This is a genomic window from Iodobacter fluviatilis, from assembly GCF_900451195.1.
Taxonomy (GTDB): Bacteria; Pseudomonadota; Gammaproteobacteria; order Burkholderiales; family Chitinibacteraceae; genus Iodobacter; species Iodobacter fluviatilis.
This window is the reverse complement of the sequence record NZ_UGHR01000004.1, coordinates 69,190-87,577: the sequence shown is the minus strand read 5'-3', so window position 1 is coordinate 87,577 and position 18,388 is coordinate 69,190. Positions and strand designations below refer to the sequence as shown.

Annotated in this window: 18 protein-coding genes and 1 tRNA gene; 3 read left to right on the top strand and 16 right to left on the bottom strand. The window is 48.4% G+C overall.

Annotated features, from left to right (window positions below; translation table 11 throughout):
* Positions 1 to 409 precede the first annotated feature (409 nt).
* Positions 410 to 961, bottom strand: a complete 552-nt coding sequence (locus DYD62_RS19195; protein ID WP_115229121.1) for a DUF5610 domain-containing protein — start codon at positions 959 to 961, stop codon at positions 410 to 412.
* Between the two features lie 221 nt (positions 962 to 1,182).
* On the opposite strand from DYD62_RS19195, the gene DYD62_RS19190 reads away from it, so the two are divergent.
* Positions 1,183 to 1,788 carry a YitT family protein gene (locus DYD62_RS19190; RefSeq protein WP_115229119.1) on the top strand — a complete coding sequence of 202 codons (606 nt, stop codon included), beginning with the start codon at positions 1,183 to 1,185 and terminating at the stop codon, positions 1,786 to 1,788.
* Between the two features lie 55 nt (positions 1,789 to 1,843).
* Here the strand turns inward: DYD62_RS19190 and DYD62_RS23850 are convergent, their stop codons facing one another.
* The 5 genes from DYD62_RS23850 to mltF form a co-directional block, all read right to left on the bottom strand.
* Entirely contained in the window at positions 1,844 to 2,476 is a 633-nt protein-coding gene (locus DYD62_RS23850; RefSeq protein WP_207916639.1) for a PEP-CTERM sorting domain-containing protein, read from the bottom strand.
* A 591-nt stretch (positions 2,477 to 3,067) separates the two neighbouring features.
* On the bottom strand, positions 3,068 to 4,615 hold the full coding sequence (nagZ, locus tag DYD62_RS19180) for a beta-N-acetylhexosaminidase (protein ID WP_115229116.1): 1,548 nt from the start codon (positions 4,613 to 4,615) through the stop codon (positions 3,068 to 3,070).
* A 122-nt stretch (positions 4,616 to 4,737) separates the two neighbouring features.
* The gene (locus DYD62_RS19175) at positions 4,738 to 5,232 is read right to left on the bottom strand and encodes a GNAT family N-acetyltransferase (RefSeq protein ID WP_165928717.1); all 495 of its coding nucleotides are present in this window, start codon (positions 5,230 to 5,232) and stop codon (positions 4,738 to 4,740) included.
* A gap of 64 nt (positions 5,233 to 5,296) precedes the next feature.
* Positions 5,297 to 6,682 (bottom strand): glutamate--tRNA ligase, encoded by a 1,386-nt coding sequence (gltX, locus tag DYD62_RS19170; protein WP_115229111.1) that lies wholly within the window; start codon positions 6,680 to 6,682, stop codon positions 5,297 to 5,299.
* 211 nt (positions 6,683 to 6,893) lie between these two features.
* Positions 6,894 to 8,351 carry a membrane-bound lytic murein transglycosylase MltF gene (gene mltF, locus DYD62_RS19165; RefSeq protein ID WP_165928718.1) on the bottom strand — a complete coding sequence of 486 codons (1,458 nt, stop codon included), beginning with the start codon at positions 8,349 to 8,351 and terminating at the stop codon, positions 6,894 to 6,896.
* 107 nt (positions 8,352 to 8,458) lie between these two features.
* Here mltF and DYD62_RS19160 point away from each other — a divergent pair.
* Positions 8,459 to 8,548 (top strand) — tRNA-Ser (locus tag DYD62_RS19160).
* Between the two features lie 93 nt (positions 8,549 to 8,641).
* On the opposite strand, the gene pabC is transcribed toward DYD62_RS19160, so the two are convergent.
* Together pabC and DYD62_RS19150 are read right to left on the bottom strand one after the other, a co-directional pair.
* Positions 8,642 to 9,493, bottom strand: coding sequence for an aminodeoxychorismate lyase (gene pabC, locus DYD62_RS19155; protein WP_115229106.1), 852 nt, complete (start codon positions 9,491 to 9,493; stop codon positions 8,642 to 8,644).
* A 103-nt stretch (positions 9,494 to 9,596) separates the two neighbouring features.
* Positions 9,597 to 10,910 (bottom strand): aminodeoxychorismate synthase component I, encoded by a 1,314-nt coding sequence (locus DYD62_RS19150; protein ID WP_115229103.1) that lies wholly within the window; start codon positions 10,908 to 10,910, stop codon positions 9,597 to 9,599.
* A gap of 273 nt (positions 10,911 to 11,183) precedes the next feature.
* Between DYD62_RS19150 and DYD62_RS19145 the strand changes: the two genes are divergently transcribed.
* Positions 11,184 to 11,693 carry a lipocalin family protein gene (locus tag DYD62_RS19145; protein WP_115229101.1) on the top strand — a complete coding sequence of 170 codons (510 nt, stop codon included), beginning with the start codon at positions 11,184 to 11,186 and terminating at the stop codon, positions 11,691 to 11,693.
* A 185-nt stretch (positions 11,694 to 11,878) separates the two neighbouring features.
* Here DYD62_RS19145 and fabF read toward each other — a convergent pair whose 3' ends face one another.
* From fabF to DYD62_RS19105, 8 genes are all read right to left on the bottom strand, one after another.
* Entirely contained in the window at positions 11,879 to 13,120 is a 1,242-nt protein-coding gene (gene fabF / locus DYD62_RS19140) for a beta-ketoacyl-ACP synthase II (RefSeq protein WP_115229098.1), read from the bottom strand.
* Between the two features lie 100 nt (positions 13,121 to 13,220).
* Positions 13,221 to 13,460 (bottom strand): acyl carrier protein, encoded by a 240-nt coding sequence (acpP, locus tag DYD62_RS19135; protein WP_115229095.1) that lies wholly within the window; start codon positions 13,458 to 13,460, stop codon positions 13,221 to 13,223.
* A 161-nt stretch (positions 13,461 to 13,621) separates the two neighbouring features.
* Positions 13,622 to 14,365, bottom strand: a complete 744-nt coding sequence (gene fabG, locus DYD62_RS19130) for a 3-oxoacyl-ACP reductase FabG (RefSeq protein WP_099399089.1) — start codon at positions 14,363 to 14,365, stop codon at positions 13,622 to 13,624.
* Between the two features lie 38 nt (positions 14,366 to 14,403).
* Positions 14,404 to 15,330 carry an ACP S-malonyltransferase gene (fabD, locus tag DYD62_RS19125; RefSeq protein ID WP_115229093.1) on the bottom strand — a complete coding sequence of 309 codons (927 nt, stop codon included), beginning with the start codon at positions 15,328 to 15,330 and terminating at the stop codon, positions 14,404 to 14,406.
* A 101-nt stretch (positions 15,331 to 15,431) separates the two neighbouring features.
* Positions 15,432 to 16,388: a beta-ketoacyl-ACP synthase III gene (locus DYD62_RS19120; protein WP_115229090.1), complete on the bottom strand. Its 957-nt coding sequence runs from the start codon at positions 16,386 to 16,388 to the stop codon at positions 15,432 to 15,434.
* A gap of 10 nt (positions 16,389 to 16,398) precedes the next feature.
* Positions 16,399 to 17,436 (bottom strand): phosphate acyltransferase PlsX, encoded by a 1,038-nt coding sequence (plsX, locus tag DYD62_RS19115; protein WP_115229088.1) that lies wholly within the window; start codon positions 17,434 to 17,436, stop codon positions 16,399 to 16,401.
* A gap of 178 nt (positions 17,437 to 17,614) precedes the next feature.
* Entirely contained in the window at positions 17,615 to 17,794 is a 180-nt protein-coding gene (rpmF, locus tag DYD62_RS19110) for a 50S ribosomal protein L32 (RefSeq protein WP_046351409.1), read from the bottom strand.
* Between the two features lie 36 nt (positions 17,795 to 17,830).
* Positions 17,831 to 18,352: a YceD family protein gene (locus tag DYD62_RS19105; protein WP_233702982.1), complete on the bottom strand. Its 522-nt coding sequence runs from the start codon at positions 18,350 to 18,352 to the stop codon at positions 17,831 to 17,833.
* Between the last annotated feature and the right edge of the window lie 36 nt (positions 18,353 to 18,388).

The following is an 18,388-nucleotide window of genomic DNA, read 5'->3' as shown; positions in this document are numbered from 1 at the left end:
ATTTTATTTATAAAAATATTTAAACCTGTAAAAAAACATAAAATTTATCTTGATTTTTAGCAAACAAAGCAAGCTTTTAGATATTTCACCCCCAAAGACAAACAAGTTGACCCATTTTTATATTTGTGATTTTTATATGACACACCCCTGTAAATCGCTCTTTTTCGCCATTTTTATGGCTAAAAAATCCAATAAACGACTATAAAAACAACGTAATAATTCTTATTTACATAGATAGGCCCGATTTTCTGCCTGCTAAGGCAAGAAAATAGACCTGACTAAAAAATCAGGTATTTATCTTTTATGTAAGGATTGAAATAAGAGACGCTGGCCCGAAGCTCCATACAATCAAGCTTCGGGATCGCAGTGAAAAACACAGGAAGGAGAGTGCTGAATAAGCAGGATGCTGTTACTTTGCTTCTGCAGGCTTTTGCTTTTTTCCTGCCAAAAAATCATCTAAACCTTTTTGTACTAAATCGTAGGTTTTATCCACATTACTGGCAATGCTGCCATCAAGCACCTGCAAACTCTTAAGAATGTCTTTTGCCTCCTTAAAGCCCTGCTCAACCCCGCCACGAATCACCTTGGTAAATTCTTCAGCAATTTTATCTGGGTCTTGTCCGGGCCTTTGCTTGGCAAACGCATCGTAAAATCCCGTTGAAAGCGCAACAATTCGCCCGGCAGTGCCTTCAGGCGAATTATCCTGCCCCATCGCATTTTTAATTGCATCATCACCAAACTCTGGCTTGAGCACTTCATTTATTTTATCAATGGCCGTTCTAAATAAGAGCTGCATTGGCTTATCGCCACTGCTAATCGACACCTGCAAAGATGCTTGTAATATCTGCTGGTTTGTTTGTGCACGAATACTTGCCTCGCTCAGCTCAGGCTTTTTATCCGTATCTTTTACATCCTTGGTTTGGACAACGGCTGGCGATGAAGTGGAAACAGAGTTAATCACGATAAAGCTCCTTATCAATCTATCGCATAAAGGTATACGACAGATTATCGGCAGGAAACATACTTAACTTCAGGACTATCTTTCCTCCTCTGATCGACGGTTTGCTGCCAGGCGACTTGATTTAGCGCAAAACATGTAAAAATTGCGACATCCTTCCGTTTACCCGAATAGCATTCGTGGCTATGCTCCGCTCCTGATTGATCATTCTGCACCGGTTTTATATGCCCCAGCCCAAACACTCCCACACCCTGCTTGAAGACTTACAAGGATTAATGACCGGCGTATTACTAATGGCGCTGGCAATCCAGTTTTTTAAACAAGCAGGGCTACTCACAGGCGGGGCAACGGGTCTGGCATTTCTGTTGCACTACATCGCCCATTGGTCATATGGCACCGTATTGTTTCTTATTAATCTGCCGATCTATATTTTCTCTTACCGAATGCTGGGCAAAGAATTCACGCTTAAAACATTTGCCTGCGTTGGAGCACTCGCCCTGCTCTGCGGCTGGCTGCCAAACTGGATTAATATGGGAGATGTGGATCCTGTTTTTGCAGGTTTAATGGGCGGCTTACTGGCAGGCGTAGGTATTTTGATGCTGATCAGGCATAAAGCCAGCTTAGGTGGCGTAACCGTATTGGCTCTTTATTTACAAAAACGTTTTGGCTGGCGCACAGGCTATGTGCAGTTAGTGGTTGATCTATTTATTCTGTGTGTAGGTTTTGGCGTAGTTGATCACAAACAACTATTAATATCTGTATTAGGTGCTTTTGCTTTAAACCTTGCGATTGCAATTAATCACAGGCCAGACCGGTACATTGGCATGTAATGCATCAATAAAAAAGGCCATTATTAAATGGCCTTTTTTATTTTTAAACAATTAATTAAGCATTAACTTGCCTACGCCGATTAACCAGCAAGGCAATTAGTCCTAAACCCATTAATGCATATGTTTCTGGCTCTGGCACAGGAGCCGCCAGCATCCCTCGGCCTTGAATCCCCATTAAATCAAAACCAGGAGACCATCCCGCTACGTCTGTACCACGGATCATCACCTGGCTGACACCACTTAATCCCGTACCCGCTAAGCTCAAAAATGAAGAGACCGGATTATACGTTGTACCTAATGGTGCTCCTTCAGTTACCGAGCCAATTTTAGTCCAAGCATCCGCAATATTGAGCTTTCCCCAAACACTAACATTAGACAAAGCACCTGCATCCACATAATAGATATCCAGCCCATCAGTCGCTTTCTGACCATTAAAGCCATAAACAGCTGAGTAATCTGTAGGGATAGAAACCCATTGCGATACCGTAGGCGCACCAAGAATAATATTTGGATTAACAACTTCAGGAGGAGGTGCAGTTAGCGTGCCATTATTGCCATATGCCACTGCATTATTTCCTAATGCATCTTTGAAGCTGATAAATTGATCAACATAAGCGTTTACCGCATGTGCCGAACTAAATAAGCTGAACAATATAACAATTGCAGCCGCATTTTTCTTGATGTTCATATCTGTTCCTTGAATTTTTAAAACATATGATTTAAAAAACGGCTGCATAAACAGCAATAGATATAAATGCATTAGTTAAATTAAATATTAAATAATTAACCAAGAAAACAGACCAATTAAAATTCAAGTAATCTGTTTATCTGATGTGTATTTTTACCGGAAACAACTTTCCATTTCAATCCACAGAAAGATCAACATTCAGGCATCTGGTATTCAAGATATATAGAAATAATGAAGGAAAATTACCGCATATTGACTTAATAATAAAAACACAGGCTGCTACAGCGTAATTTCCAACGAAACAAAGCTATGCTTTCACCGATACAGCATAAAAACGGTTTTTAAAAAATATAGAGAAAGGAAATGTTTGAAATTTGAAAGATTGATTGGTATTAACTAAAAATTGGCTGGTGTGTTCCAGTTCACTAAGAAAGCATTCAATGATCTGCTCACACAAAGCACTGCCACGCACAGCCTAGCGCTCAGAGCAGGTAAAGAAAGCCGGCACGGTATATGGTGAAAGAAGCAGACGTAAAAAAACCGGCTTTTCCTGAGCAGAAAAACCGGCTTCTTATTTAATAATTATCTGAATCAGCTAGCAGCAGCCAGCTTCTGGGCTAAGGCAGATAAAGCAGCAGGGCGATTAGAACAGCAACTTAGCCGCCCTGCCGCTTCAGGAGCAAAATCCAGATCATAGGGCAGACGGCCCGCAATCAGCCAGAGCTTATCGTGTGGCAAAGAATCAATCAGCGTCTGCTGCTCTTTGGATAATACCGCGTTATAAGATACAAAAATAATTTGCTCTGCATGTGCAGCCCTGCTTAAAACCACAACCAGCTCAACCGCGGATGGCTGCAAGCCAATCCACTCTTCACTCACTGTAAATGCCAGTTCACGCAAAGGCGTCGCCAGTGAATTACGCGCTTCTGGCGTTTTCCCAAGAGCAACTTCATCAATCTCTGTATGAACGCGCACCTCAGCACTAATCAATAAAACGGCTTTATTTTTATCGAGTGCCCTTGCCTCGCCACTGATTGCAGCTTGATGAACGCGCTCTGATAATTGCAATGACTCTGGCGCCAATAACGATGGCACAAGGCTCGCCCAATCCGACATCTGATAGCGCTGTTTTAATGCAAGGATACGCAGCACTGATTCATCAATACGTGCCTCTGAAATCTCTCCGGCGTTGACCGCCCGTAAGACTTCAGCAAAAGCGGCTGCTTGCTTGGCTGGAGTATGTGAAATCAACACAATATCGGCTCCGGCAACAATCGCAGATACGGCCCCTTCAACCGTCCCTACACCCTTGCCAATTGCATCCATTTCCAGGCAGTCTGTAATCACAACACCCTGATAATTCAGCTCATGTCTTAATAAGCCAGTGAGAACAGCGTGGGAAATCGTTGCTGGCTTAGCCAAATCCGGCTCAATAGTTGGAAAAGCAACATGCGCCGTCATCACGGCATCCAGCCCGGCATCAAAAGCGGCACTAAACGGAGCCAGCTCTACAGCATCGAGGCGTGCTCGGTCATGGGCGACCACCGGCATACTATGATGGGAATCAACCGCTGTATCCCCATGCCCGGGGAAATGTTTCCCCGTTGCGGCCATACCCGCAGCCTGCATTCCCCGCAATGCAGCCAAACCATACTGGCAAACTTCGTTAACTGTTTCGCCATATGCCCGTACGCCAATCACCGGATTTTGCGGGTTATTATTAATATCCAGCACCGGTGCAAAATTGATATTTATTCCCAGCGATTTCAGCTCCGCATTACCCACCCTGGTCAGTGCTTCGCAATCCGCTTCGCAAGCTGTGTTTTTAAATGCCATAGCGGAAGGCAGCGGTGTGACGCCTGCTTCGATACGCATCACCATGCCACCTTCCTGATCCGTACCAATCATTAATGGCACAGGGCTATGTTCTGCATTGATTTGTTGTAAACGTAAATTCAGGGCGGCTAGCTGGCTAGGAGTTTCAACATTTCGCCGGAACAAAATAATGCCGCCAAGCTGATGCTTCCTCAACATCTCTTCAATATGCGAATTGGGCATCAGGCCATCAAACCCCACCATAAACAACTGGGCTACTTTCTGGCTAAGGGTAAGCGATTGTAAGAGTTCAGCGGCGTGCATGGGCAATACTCCAGGGGAATAAAATGGTGTGCCGCCATTATAGGGCGGTAAGCTTCACCCCAACTAAGTGCCTTGTAATGTTGACAAGATGAGCAAAGTTACTGCAAACGGCAGCAAGCGCATTACACATCTCCACACTGGCTGTTTAAATGATAAGCCCAGTAATCCGAGCGTTCATTTTTAGCGCCCTGCATCAGCCAGCCATTTTTTTGATATGCCCCCATCGCAGCATGATTTTCCCGCCCAAGCGCAAGCACTGCGACTGCACAATTCGCGTTTTCCAGCTGAGCCATGACAAACTGATTGAGTTGTTTAAAGTAACCTTTACCCCGATATTCGGGTGCAAGATAAAACAAATGCACATAACCCGTTTGCTCAAGATGTGAGTAGGTTTTGAACTCTATTTGCCCAATAATTTGCCCTTCAGAATGCACATGAAAATATCCCCAGCGCGGATCATCAATTCTGGAGAGAATTTTATGATGGTAATCTGCCCCATCCAACCCCACAAACTCAGTAAAGCCAGCCCAAGTTTGAAAGCTGCAAAAATAGGCGTCTTTTCTGAATTGCAGGCAAAGATCAAAATCATGCTGCGGATCAATTTTTTTAAACTCCACCCATATTTCCTTTTAAGCATAAAAAAACCGGGCCATTTAGCCCGGTTTTTTTATATGGCAATGCTTAAGCTAGGCGTTTTAATACTTCAGCCTTCCCCAGCAAAGCCAGCACCGCATCCACCGAGGGCGTATGCGTGGTGCCGCAGACTTTGGCGCGCAGTGGCATGCCCACCTGCCCCATCTTCACGCCCTGCGATTTGCAAAATTCTTTAATAAAGGCCGAGATGCCCGCGGTATCCCATGCTTCCAGTGCTGCAGCTTCGCTGGCAAAGGCGCTCAGGCGGGCCAGATCGTCGCTCGTTAAATGCTTGGCCACAATCTCATCAGAAGGCGTCAGCGGCTGGTAAAAGTATTCTGCTTCGGCTGCCAGCTCAACAATGGTTTGTACGCGCTCTTTTAAGAGGGCCACCACATCCACCAAGGCAGGGCCATGGCTTAGATCAAGTCCTTTTTCATCCAAGAAGCGCTTAGCCAGATCGGCCAGGCGGGCGGTATCGGCGGCCTTGATATGCTGTGCATTCAGCCACAGCAGCTTTTCTTTATCAAAGCGGCTTGGGCTGGCCGATACGTCTTTCAGATCAAACCATTCTACAAATTGCGCCATGGTGAAGCATTCGTCGTCACCGTGGCCCCAGCCTAAACGCGCCAGGTAGTTGAGCAGGGCTTCCGGCAGATAACCGGCCCGGTCGTAATCCACCACACTAACGGCATCGCGGCGCTTGGATAATTTCTGGCCCTGATCATTATGAATCATCGGCAGATGGGCAAATTGCGGCACGATCGCGCCCAGCGCGTTAAAGATATGAATCTGGCGGGGCGTGTTATTCACATGATCATCACCGCGAATTACTTGGGTGATGCCCATATCCCAGTCATCCACCACCACGCAGAAGTTATAGGTCGGCGTGCCATCGGGGCGGGCGATGATCAGATCGTCCAGCTCGATATTGCCAATCTCAATCCGGCCTTTCACCAGATCATCCCATGCTACTACGCCATCCAGTGGCGTTCTGAAGCGCAACACGGGCTGCACACCGGCAGGCGGCTCTGGCAGTACCTTGCCTTCTTCCGGCCGCCAGCGGCGATCGTACTTGGCTTTTAAGCCCAAAGCTTCTTGCTCTGCGCGCATGGCATCGAGCTCTTCTTTGGACATATAACAAGGGTAGGCGTGGCCACTGGCTAAGAGTTGCTTCACGGCTTCGCGGTAGCGATCCATACGCTGCATTTGGTAAAACGGGCCTTCATCGTAGTCGATACCGACCCAATGCATGCCATCCATGATGGCTTTCACAGATTCGGGTGTGGAACGCTCTAAATCGGTGTCTTCGATACGCAGCACAAATGCGCCGCCATTTTTGCGAGCATGCGCCCATGAAAACAGCGCGGTGCGTACACCGCCAATATGTAATAAGCCCGTAGGACTAGGGGCAAAACGAGTACGTACAGTCATAAAAAAGCTACCGGAAATAGTGCGTGGAAGGCGATATTGTAGCGCGTAAGAGCAAACTGCGCCGCAGGCGAAGCGGATCTCCCCCTATCCACAGCAACAAACCCCAAGGAATCCGATGCTTTTCATCGATGCTGCTGCTTAGCTGTAACAAGGTCATTCGCGGCAAAAACCGCTCTTTGCCCTTTTATGCTGAAGCTTGCAGCGCTTCTGATCAGAGCGCCGCAGTACGCACTTGCTTGGCCGCCAGCACGCGATTATTGATATTCAGCGGCAAATTATTGGGGTTTTGTACCACAACATTCTCGCTAAGCACCGGCATCGTGCTTTGCACTGGGCTCTCGAAGCGCACCAAAATATCGTAGTAAGTACGTAAACGCTCAACAAAAATCACGGGTTCGCCGCCTCGGGCATAACCGTATTTGGCCGATTTAAAATATTGCGGATTACGTAAAAGTGGCAGTGTGGTTTTCACGTCCACCCAGCTATCTGGGTTTTTGCCCAGCTTCACCGCCAATGCACGGGCGTCAAGCAGATGGCCCAAACCGACATTGTAGGCAGCTAAAGCCAACCAAGTGCGATCAGGCTCGGTAATATTCTCAGCCAAGCTATCTTTCATGGTCTGGATATAACGTGCGCCACCCTGAATACTTTGATAGGGGTCGAGGCGGTTCACGCCCAAACGTTCTGCCGTATCGTTGGTGAGCATCATCATGCCACGCACACCCGACATAGAAACCGCTTCCGGGTCCCACATCGATTCCTGATAAGACAATGCAGCCACCAAGCGCCAATCAAGGCCGGTCTTGGTTTCAGCCTCTTTAAACCACTTTTTATAACGTGGCAAAGTGGCTTTGCGCTTGTCTAAAAACGCCATGGCATCCAACTGACCGAGGCGATTCACATGGCCGTAATATCGGTCAAGCAAACTGCGCATCTCACCGCTTTGGGCCATTTTGCTGAAGAAGCCTTCAAACCGGGTAAAGAGCTCGCTATCGCCCTCAGGTGCAGCCCACGCCAGCTGTTGCACCGAGCCCATATCACGCGAAATTGCGATTTTAGGGAAGTAATTCTGGGCAACGTCAGCAGCATGCGAATCAACCATCGCATAGCTGAGCTGGCCATTGGCAACGCGCTCGATCAAGTCTTCGCTATCGCCATCTTCTACAACTTGCCAGTTCAGGCCAGGTTTGCTGACCTTTAGCTTATCCAGCGCCATGGTGTACTGAGGCAGGGTACTGATACTTGCCTCTCCAGCGCTCAGCTCTGCCAAAACACTGGCTGCCGTTTTATTACTGGGGTAAACCAGCACTGGCTCGATACTCTGATATGCAGGGCCAAATGCAAGCCCTTGGCTTTCAAAGCCTTTTTGCACACCAACAGCAAAGTGAGCTTCATTTCCCTTAAGCCTAGAAAGTAACTCGGCATAGCTGCTGGTTACGATAAAACGCACTTTCAGCCCATTTGCTACTGCAAAGCGAGTAACGAGGTCGTACTCCAAGCCTGCGTAATTGCCTTCAGCATCGACATAGAGTGTGGTCGGACCGTTTTGTACCAGTACGACGAGTTCTTGTGATTCTGCCCAAGGAAGAACCCGGTTGGAAGATTGTTCCGGCATATCGCCGCAACCCGTTAGAACAACTGTTGCCAGAGCCATGAGCCAATGTTTCATGCGCATCCCGTTTGTTGATACCGGCCGCATTCTGCACTAATTCTTCCTAAAATGACAAACACTGCTTTGCCTTAGGTAAAAATTGCGCTAGAATTCGTCTCCTCTTTGGAGAGGTGGCAGAGTGGTTGAATGTACCTGACTCGAAATCAGGCGTACTCGCAAGAGTATCGGGGGTTCGAATCCCCCTCTCTCCTCCAGATTGATCAAAAACGGCAAGCCTTCGGGCTTGCCGTTTTTGCGTTGGAGGAGCGCCAATATAAGGCCAAGCCCCTATCCCACGCTGTGACAAATTACCCTTTCGTCATATCCGGCTCATTCACAATCGCAAATTTTTCCTTTTGGCGCAACTGCTTAAGTGCTGCCGAGAGTAGTACTTGCGCGGGGTGAGGGGCAAAATGCTGTTCACATAAAGACGACACTGGCAATAATCCCATTACGCTATTTGTTAACCAAATTGCTTCTGCTTTTTTAATCTCATCCAGCTTCCAGACTCGTTTTTCCACCGTCCAGCCATGCTGCATTGCAGCATCAAAAACGGCCTCTCGCATCACCCCATTTACCCCACTTTGATCCAGTTTTGGGGTGCTTAAAATGCTGTCGCTTAAAACCAACACATTACTCATCACGCCTTCGACAATCTGATCATCTCTGTCCAGCATCAGGCCTTCAAAAATGTCCGGATCACTCCATTCCCGTCGTGCTAAAACATTTTCTATACGATTCAAATGCTTAACCCCCGCCAGAGCGGGCTGCCAGCTTGCACGCGTCGTGCAAACCCGTACTTTTACACCCTGCTGATAAAAATCATCGGGATACACGGGTAAAGCAGCCACTTGAACAATGCGATTAACCACCAGCGCCGGCGGCGAACCATAGCCCCGAGAGGTTTCTCCTCTTGTAATGATAATCTTAAGTACGGCGTCAATAGGCGTAAGCTTTCGAAAGTCCTCTAACAGCAAATCCTCAGCGGGGCACATTATTCCTAGTGCAGCACAATCTTGTTGTAAGCGTGCGTAATGTCTGGCCCAAAATTCAATCGACCCGCCGATGCAGCGCATGGTGCGAAACACCCCGTCACCAAATTGAAACGCCCGATCAGCCATACTAATCACATCTTGGGGCTGGCCATTAAGCAATCTCATTTTAAAACTCCATAAAAAAAGGGTGAACAAAACGATTTGCTTTGCCACCCGATATTCAGCTTATGCACAGGCACTAGAAACAAGCCCGCATTTGTAATGTGGCCTATCCTTCCACACCAATAGCACGCAATAAACCACGTGCTTTATGCCTTGTTTCTTGTAATTCACGCTCAGGATCTGAATCAATCACAATACCCGCACCTGCTCTGAAATAAAGCTGGTTTTGTCTTTGTAAGAAAGTACGAATCAGGATATTGAGATCCATTGATCCATCCAAATTGATATAACCCAAACTACCCGTGTAAGCATATCGTGGTCTATCTTCCAGCTCCCTGATAATTTGCATACAGCGCACCTTAGGGCAACCTGTAATGGTCCCTCCGGGAAACAGCGCTCTAAGAATATCTGCAGGAGTTTGCCCAGTGCTTAGCAGCCCGCGAACATTGGATTCAATATGATGCACAAAAGCATAGGTTGCCACAGCCATCAGCTCGTCCACCTGCACCGTGCCGGGACGACAAATACGCCCCAGATCATTACGCTCTAAATCAACCAGCATGATGTGCTCTGCACGCTCTTTAGGTGTGGCTAAAAGCCGCTCTTTAAGCTTGGCATCTTCAGCTGCATCCAGCGATCTTGGGTGAGTACCTGCAATAGGCCGAGTTTCAACACAATCCCCTTTTACTTTAACCAAGCGTTCCGGTGAAGAGCTGACCACCGCACCATAGCAGCCTAAATCAAGCAGGGTAGAAAACGGCGCAGGATTGCGAACCCGCAAGCTGGCAAAAAGCTCGGCAGGGCTTAAAGTGTGTGCCAAGTGTACATCCCAGCCACGGGATAAATTCACCTGAAAAACATCCCCTTCTCTTATATATATAAGAGCCTGCTCTGCCCCTTGTAAAAAGGCTTCAGGATCATCCTCGGTAATGGACGCAACCTGAGGCAGCGACGGATTAAATTCGGGCGTATCAGCAACCCGCCCGGCGAGCATTTCTAACTCTTCCAGTGTTTCGGCGACCAGCCATGCTTGTCCGGATGGGCGCTCAAGTAAAACAGCGGCTGGAATGCGTAATAAGGCAGCGACAGGAAAATCGGCCTCAGCGCGTTGCGGAACATGTGGCTCAAAGACAGAAAGCAGCTCATAGCCCGCGTAAGTGAACCAGCCCCCCGCAAAAGGTGCATCAAGCGGCAGCTCTTCCGGACGGGGCAGCAAGGGATTCAAAGGCAAGCTGCGCAGATCACTAACGAAAGCCTCGCCCTCACCTGCAGCATAAACACGCACTTCCCGTGGTAAGGCAAAGAGAATATCCCACCCTGCATGACCGCCACCTGTTTCAGCAAGGGCAGGAAAACGGGCAGGATCGCTGGCGTGCAGCGCTAATAAGTCTGGAGTTTGGGAAAGAGATAGACAGAACATAATCAGTATTTTAACAGGGCAAGTGCAGCCTTATACCTTATCACTTAAACAAACGATAGCGTTGCATTAAATCCCTTGCGTTTACTTATCAGTAAGTCACCAGAGAAATAAAGCTTTGCACAGGCAGAGAAAGTATACAAATAAGCATGGACAATGCATTTGCTGTTTTACTGCGGATCAATTCACAAAGCCCATTTCATGCCATGAATGCGATCGCGTCTGCCGGGCAAGCTGCTAGAATATATAAAATACCGCTAAAAAAAGAAGGCAAATATGCGCATATCAGCCTTACTTCTCAGCCTGATGATCAGCGGCACCGCCTGTGCCGAACCCGTGACTATTGCCTCACTGGATTTAGACCGTTATTTAGGCCGCTGGTACGAAATCGCCAGTTTCCCCATGTATTTTCAACGCATGTGCGTTGCGGATACCACAGCGGAATACACTAAGCAGGGGGACGATAAAATTGGTGTGCTCAATCGCTGCCGTAAACAAGACGGCAGCTTTGCAGAGGCGGGCGGGCACGCAAGCGTGGTACCCAACAGCGGTAATGCCAAATTAAAAGTCAGCTTCTTCTGGCCATTCTCTGCGGATTATTGGGTCTTTGGCCTCGGTGATGATTACCAATGGGCACTGGTAGGCAACCCAAATCACAAATATCTGTGGCTGCTTTCGCGCAGCCAGACCATCAGCAGGCAAGATTTAAATGCCGCCCTAGACATTGCTAAAGAGCAGGGCTTTGATATCAGCCAGCTGAATTACACATTACAGCGCGAGGATTAGCCCCCAACCTCGCTAGGGCATATTCTGCGAATGATCTGTTTGCTGGTTCCTAAAACTTTGCCCAAATCCATAATAGCTTGCTGTATTACCTGTCTTTACCTTGTAAAAACACTATCTATATATACTGCAATTTACAGACATAAAAAAGGCTGCCGAAGCAGCCTTTTTTGTTACTGCTTTCCACGTTAAATTTTGCGGAAAACCAGCGTACCGTTTGTGCCGCCAAAGCCAAAAGAGTTAGAAATTGCAACGCCAATCTTCATATCTCTCGCGGTATTAGCCACATAATCCAGATCACAACCACCCGCAATATCTTGCTCGAAGATATTGATGGTAGGCGGGGATACCTGATGATGCAGAGCCAAAATGGAGTAAATCGCTTCCACACCACCCGCGCCGCCCAATAAATGGCCCGTCATGGATTTAGTAGAATTTACCACCAGCTTTTTAGCATGATCACCAAAGGCAATTTTCAGCGCATTGGTTTCATTTGCATCACCCACTGGCGTTGATGTGCCGTGAGCGTTCACGTAATCCACTTCATCCGGATTAATGCCGGCATCACGCAAGGCATTGCTTACGCCACGAGCCGGGCCTTCTGCCGTTGGTGAAGTGATATGGTAAGCGTCCGAGCTCATACCAAAACCGATCAGTTCAGCGTAGATGGTTGCGCCACGTTTTTTGGCATGCTCGTACTCTTCCAGTACCAGTACACCCGCGCCTTCACCCATAACAAAGCCATCGCGGCCCGTATCCCAAGGGCGGGATGCCGTAGCCGGATCATCATTACGGGTAGACAGCGCTTTCATGGCGGCAAAGCCGCCCATGCCAAGGCGGGAAATCGCGCCTTCTGCACCGCCTGCAACCATCACATCGGCATCACCGTATTGAATAATACGGGCCGCATCGCCAATGCTATGCGCACCGGTAGTACATGCAGAAACGATGCCATAACTTGGTCCCTGATAGCCCTTCAAAATGGTTACATGACCTGCAACCAGATTAATCAAGCAACCCGGAATAAAGAACGGGCCAATTTTACGCGGGCCACTTTCAAGCATCGCCGCGCTGGTCTGCTCGATAGACCAAAGGCCACCGATACCAGAACCAATATTTACGCCAACGCGTGTTTTATCTAAATCCGCAACATCATCGAGACCTGCATCTTTAATCGCTTGCAGGGCTGCGGCGATACCGTAATGGATAAACACATCCATACGGCGTGCGTCTTTTGCCGAGATGTACTCGGTAATATCGAAACCTTTGACTTCACCAGCAATGGTGCAGGCCAGGTCGCTGGCGTCGAAACGGGTAATTTGGGTGATGCCAGACTGACCAGCGAGCAAATTTGCCCAACCGGTAGCCACATCATTGCCTACCGGCGAGACATGTCCCAAGCCGGTGACAACTACTCTGCGTTTAGACACGGGGCAGTCTCCGTGAGATGGCCCTATAAAGGACCAGATGGAACAAGACCTCCACAATAAACGCTTACACGCTTATCGCAGAGGCCTCGAGAAAAACTAATTACTTGTTCAGGTTAGCATTGACGAAGTCAATAGCTTGCTGAACGGTAGTAATCTTTTCGGCTTCTTCGTCAGGAATTTCGCACTCGAATTCTTCTTCCAGTGCCATGACGAGTTCAACGGTATCGAGAGAATCGGCACCGAGGTCGTTTACAAACGATGAGTCAATCTTAACGTCTGTTTCCGGCACGCCAAGTTGCTCGGCAACGATCTTCTTAACACGCTGTTCGATGTTTTCCATGAATTTATGTCCCAAGCCTTGTCTTAATTACTAAAAAAAACGTCGGCATTCTACCAAAAAAACAGTCACAGCAAACGTTTGTCGAGTGACTTCGGTCAAATGCACAACCAAAAAACCACGCTGAGCGGCAAATTAAATCTGCGATCAGCGTGGATACCGCCTTAATTCATATACATTCCGCCGTTTACATGCAGGGTATTGCCTGTAATGTAAGCAGCTTTATCTGACGCCAAAAAACTCACCGCATCTGCAATGTCCTGCGGATTACCTAAGCGTCCTAAGGCAATTTGTTCGACTAGTTTAGCCTTTTGTTCATCAGGCAGCGACTTTGTCATGTCGGTATCGATAAAACCGGGAGCCACTGCATTCACAGTTACCCCTCTGGAGCCGATCTCACGCGCCAGCGATTTAGTAAAACCAAATAAAGCCGCTTTGGCTGAACAGTAGTTAGCTTGCCCAGGATTACCTGTAGCCCCAACCACCGACGCAATATTAATAATCCGGCCCCAACGCGCTTTCATCATGCCGCGCATGACGGCCTTGGAGAGCTTATACACCGGACGCAGATTGGTGGCCATCACCTCATCCCATTCTTCGTCCTTCATGCGCATCAGGAGATTATCACGGGTAATCCCTGCATTATTCACAAGAATGGTCACCGGGCCAAATTGTTGGGTAATTGAGTCAATAATCGCATCACAAGCGCCCTCTTCGGTTACTTGCAAGCGTAAGCCACAGCCTGCATTACCTGCTTCTTTTAAGTAAGCGGTAATGGCTTCTGCGCCCGCATCTGAGGTTGCGGTACCAATCACCAGTGCCCCTGCACGAGCAAGCTCAAGTGCAATCGACTGACCAATACCCCGGGATGCCCCCGTTACCAGTGCTACTTTACCTTCAAAACTCATGCAAAATCTCCAGATTATTCAAGCAGCCTGCCAGAGGCTTACAGCATTGCTTTTAATGTTTGCAGTGCTGCAGCATCAACCAGCGCCACTTGCTGCGCTTCAGTTGCAATTCGCTTATTCAAGCCTGCCAGTACTTTACCCGGGCCGCATTCTGCAATCACGGTGATGCCGTCATTTGCCATCTTAGTGATGGTTTCCACCCAACGTACTGGCTCATAAAGCTGACGAACCAATGCATCTTTAATTTGTGCTGCATCGCTATATGCGGCCACATCGGCATTATGCAAGACAGGAATCACAGGCGTATTGATGACGATTGTATCTAACTTTTGTTGCAGCTTTTCTGCAGCAGGCCGCATTAAAGCGCAATGTGACGGTACAGACACTGGTAATAACATCGCCCGCTTAGCACCACGCGCTTTACAAGCCTCGCAAGCGCGCTCAACTGCAGCCTTGCTGCCCGCAATCACCACTTGGCCTGGTGAATTAAAATTCACAGCAGCAACAACCTCACCCTGCGCGACTTCTTCACACGCCGCAATAATCTGATCATCAGCAAGGCCAAGAATAGCCGCCATTGCGCCTGTGCCTGCGGGCACAGCATCCTGCATCGCCGTTGCACGCAAACGGACTAATTGCAGCGCATCGCCAAACGATAATGCCTCTGCCGCCACAAGTGCGGTGTATTCGCCTAGGCTGTGTCCTGCCAGTACTTCTGGCTGTACGCCCCCCTGTGCCTGCCATGCGCGCCATACGGCCACACCCGCAGTCAGCATCAAAGGCTGGGTATTAATGGTTGCATTTAACAGCTCTGCAGGGCCATCAGCGACCATTTGCCATAAGTCTTCACCCAGAATCGCCGAAGCTTCGTCAAACGTTGCTTTTACTACTGCCAAATCAGCCCAGCCATTCATCATGCCGATCGATTGTGAGCCTTGGCCCGGGAATACAAATGCTAATGCCATTTTTTTCTCCTCTCACGCCGCTAAAGCACATGTCTTCAGCAAAATTCAAACAGTTATTTTAATGCCGGATAGTCAAACGGCGCATTGCTGCGCCGTTAATATTAAAACTGAGCGATGACTGCGCCCCAGGCAAAACCACCACCAATCCCTTCCATTAATATTTTCTGGCCCGGTTTAATCCGCCCATCACGCACTGCAACGTCCAGTGCTAAAGGAATAGATGCCGCAGAAGTATTGCCATGCTCAGCCACCGTCACCACTACTTTATCCATACTTAAACCAAGATGCTTTGCGGTGGATTCAATAATACGAATATTGGCCTGGTGCGGAACCAGCCAATCAATCTCTGATTGAGCAAGACCAGCAGCCTCAAGTGTTTCTACAGCCACATCAGCAAGCGCTCTGACTGCAAACTTAAATACTGCATTACCTTCCATATACAGCCAGGGGCTGCCTGTAAGGCTACCGTATTTCACCTTTGCATCTGCTTTCAGAATATGGCGGTAACGGCCATCTGCACGCAAATTAGTGGCCAGAATACCGGTTTCAGCGGAAGGCTTCAGGACAACTGCACCCGCACCATCACCAAATAAGATGCATGTGCCGCGATCTTCCCAGTTAATTAAATGGGAAACCGTTTCTGCACCCACCACAACAGCGCATTTTGCAGCACCCGTTTTCACAAATTTTTCAGCCGTACTCAGCGCGTAAATAAATCCCGCACATACCGCCTGCACATCAAACGCCGGGAAACCATGCAAGCCTAATTTATCCTGCACGATACAAGCCGTTGACGGAAAAATCTGATCACCCGTGGTTGTGGCCACAATCAATAAATCAATTTCTTCTTTGCTTACACCCGCAGCGGCAATGGCCGCCTCAACGGCTTTCAGCGCCAAATCAGATGTCAGCTCGCCTTCAGCTGCAATATGACGCTCACGGATACCCGTACGCGAAACAATCCATTCATCACTGGTTTCAACGCGCGCAGCGATTTCCTGATTTGAAAGAATACGAGACGGTAAATATGAACCAGTGCCAACAATGCGAGCGTACATGCCAAACCCCTTATTCGACGGCAGTCTCTTGAGCTGCCAATTCTGCGAGCTGATCCTGAACTTGTTCAGTGATGCGCTGAATCACGCCTGAGCGTGCCTCATCCATCGCCTGCCGTAAAGCCCAGTAAAAAGCCACTTTATCTGCACTACCATGGCTCTTCACCACGATGCCTTTCAAGCCAAGCAAGGACGCACCGTTATAACGGCGCGGATCAACTCTGGCTTTGAAGCGTGCCAATACCGGCCACGCAAGGAGTGCGATAATGCGCGTCCACCAGCTGCGGGTAAACTCTTGTTTTAAGAAATCGGCCAGCATTTTTGCTAGGCCTTCCGAGGCTTTTAAAGCCACATTACCGGTAAAACCATCGCAGGTAACCACATCGACCGAACCGCGGTAGATATCATTTCCCTCAACATTACCCTGAAAATTAAGCCGGGATGCCTTCAGTAATTCTGAGGCCTCTTTAACCGTCTCATTGCCTTTCTGGTCTTCAGAACCAATATTGAGCAAGCCCACAGTCGGATTTTCAATATGGCGGGTTGCCGCCACCAGCGAAGAACCCATAATGGCAAACTGCAAAATATTATGCGGCGTGCATACCGCATTAGCCCCAAGATCCAGTACGCAAGTCTCATTGCGGCTGGATGGCATCATTTTGGCAATCGCGGGGCGATCAATTCCCGGAATGGTTTTAAGTACAAAGCGTGCAGTGGCCATCAGCGCGCCCGTATTGCCTGCAGAAACGCAAGCATTAGCTTCGCCGGATTTAACCAGATTAATCGCCACACGCATTGAAGAATCTTTTTTATTCTTCATCGCCGACTGGGGTGATTCATCCATGGTCACCACTTCACTTGCGGCATGAACACGCAAACGAGGGCCTACCGTGGCATGGCAAGCTTTTAATTCAACCGCAAGAACATCGGGCAAACCAACCAGCACGACGTTTACATGAGGAAATTCTTTTAGGAAGCGAAGCACTGCAGGCACTGTAACGTGCGTGCCGTGATCGCCGCCCATTGCATCAACGGCAACGGTGATATCCATCGGGGGCAACAAGTCCTGTAAGGAGCCAGAGAGTATTTATCAGCCACTCAGTACGCGGCCGGAAAAACGCTGCAATCAGAGCTCCAAAAAAGGCACAGACTGGGGAATCCAGAACGGCGAACGGCGCAAGGGTTGCCCGCTTGCGCCGCATATTACAACCCTGAGGTTGTAAAAGGGATTACTCGCCCTTAGCTTTGATAACGCGACGACCGCGGTAAAAGCCATTTGGGGAGATGTGGTGACGCAAATGTGCTTCACCAGTCGTAGCTTCAACTGCCAGCGCCGGAGCGGTAAGGAAGTCGTGTGCACGACGCATGCCACGCTTGGACGGGGACTTTTTATTCTGTTGAACAGCCATGATTGTAGCTCCTTGAAAACCAGTTTAATTGACAGTTTATTCCGCTTCCCTGGTTTTCAACTGAGCCAGGACAGCAAACGGATTCGGTTTTGAATCTTTTAAAACAATGCGATCTGCACCACAGTCTTCGTGTCGGGACGCGAAGGGCAAGGCAAGCAGAATTTCATCTTCTATCAACGCAATAACGTCGAGCTCGGGATCGATAACGATACCTTCGAGATCTTCGTCAGCGTTTTCTGCCTCATCAAGATGGGCCTCGTCTGGAAACTGTACGAGAGTGCTACCCACATTAACAAAAAAGGGCATGGGCTTTAAGCAACGCTGGCAAACGAGTTGAACTTCGCCTTCCACATCAACAAATAACCACGGCCGCTCTAACTTATCAATGCCGCTAGACAACTTCCAGACCATGCTGCCCTCAGTACTAGCAAGCAGATCATGTAAGCGGCCTAACTCAGACAGCGGGATCGTACCTTCAATCTTTTCGCCTTCAAGCGCGAATTGACCGCTGTGAATAACAGTCATAAGGAACCAGAACGAATACAAGAAACCGCGCATGATACAATCTCTTAACTAACCCTGTCAAAGTCATTT

Bases quoted from the DNA above. Each gene is read 5' to 3' on its own strand.
- DYD62_RS19190 (WP_115229119.1), top strand. From the start codon at position 1,183: ATGCCCCAGCCCAAACACTCCCACACCCTGCTTGAAGACTTACAAGGA.
- DYD62_RS23850 (WP_207916639.1), bottom strand. From the start codon at position 2,476: ATGAACATCAAGAAAAATGCGGCTGCAATTGTTATATTGTTCAGCTTA.
- nagZ (WP_115229116.1), bottom strand. From the start codon at position 4,615: ATGCACGCCGCTGAACTCTTACAATCGCTTACCCTTAGCCAGAAAGTA.
- gltX (WP_115229111.1), bottom strand. From the start codon at position 6,682: ATGACTGTACGTACTCGTTTTGCCCCTAGTCCTACGGGCTTATTACAT.
- mltF (WP_165928718.1), bottom strand. From the start codon at position 8,351: ATGAAACATTGGCTCATGGCTCTGGCAACAGTTGTTCTAACGGGTTGC.
- pabC (WP_115229106.1), bottom strand. From the start codon at position 9,493: ATGAGATTGCTTAATGGCCAGCCCCAAGATGTGATTAGTATGGCTGAT.
- DYD62_RS19150 (WP_115229103.1), bottom strand. From the start codon at position 10,910: ATGTTCTGTCTATCTCTTTCCCAAACTCCAGACTTATTAGCGCTGCAC.
- DYD62_RS19145 (WP_115229101.1), top strand. From the start codon at position 11,184: ATGCGCATATCAGCCTTACTTCTCAGCCTGATGATCAGCGGCACCGCC.
- acpP (WP_115229095.1), bottom strand. From the start codon at position 13,460: ATGGAAAACATCGAACAGCGTGTTAAGAAGATCGTTGCCGAGCAACTT.
- fabG (WP_099399089.1), bottom strand. From the start codon at position 14,365: ATGAGTTTTGAAGGTAAAGTAGCACTGGTAACGGGGGCATCCCGGGGT.
- fabD (WP_115229093.1), bottom strand. From the start codon at position 15,330: ATGGCATTAGCATTTGTATTCCCGGGCCAAGGCTCACAATCGATCGGC.
- DYD62_RS19120 (WP_115229090.1), bottom strand. From the start codon at position 16,388: ATGTACGCTCGCATTGTTGGCACTGGTTCATATTTACCGTCTCGTATT.
- plsX (WP_115229088.1), bottom strand. From the start codon at position 17,436: ATGGATATCACCGTTGCCGTTGATGCAATGGGCGGCGATCACGGCACG.
- rpmF (WP_046351409.1), bottom strand. From the start codon at position 17,794: ATGGCTGTTCAACAGAATAAAAAGTCCCCGTCCAAGCGTGGCATGCGT.
- DYD62_RS19105 (WP_233702982.1), bottom strand. From the start codon at position 18,352: ATGCGCGGTTTCTTGTATTCGTTCTGGTTCCTTATGACTGTTATTCAC.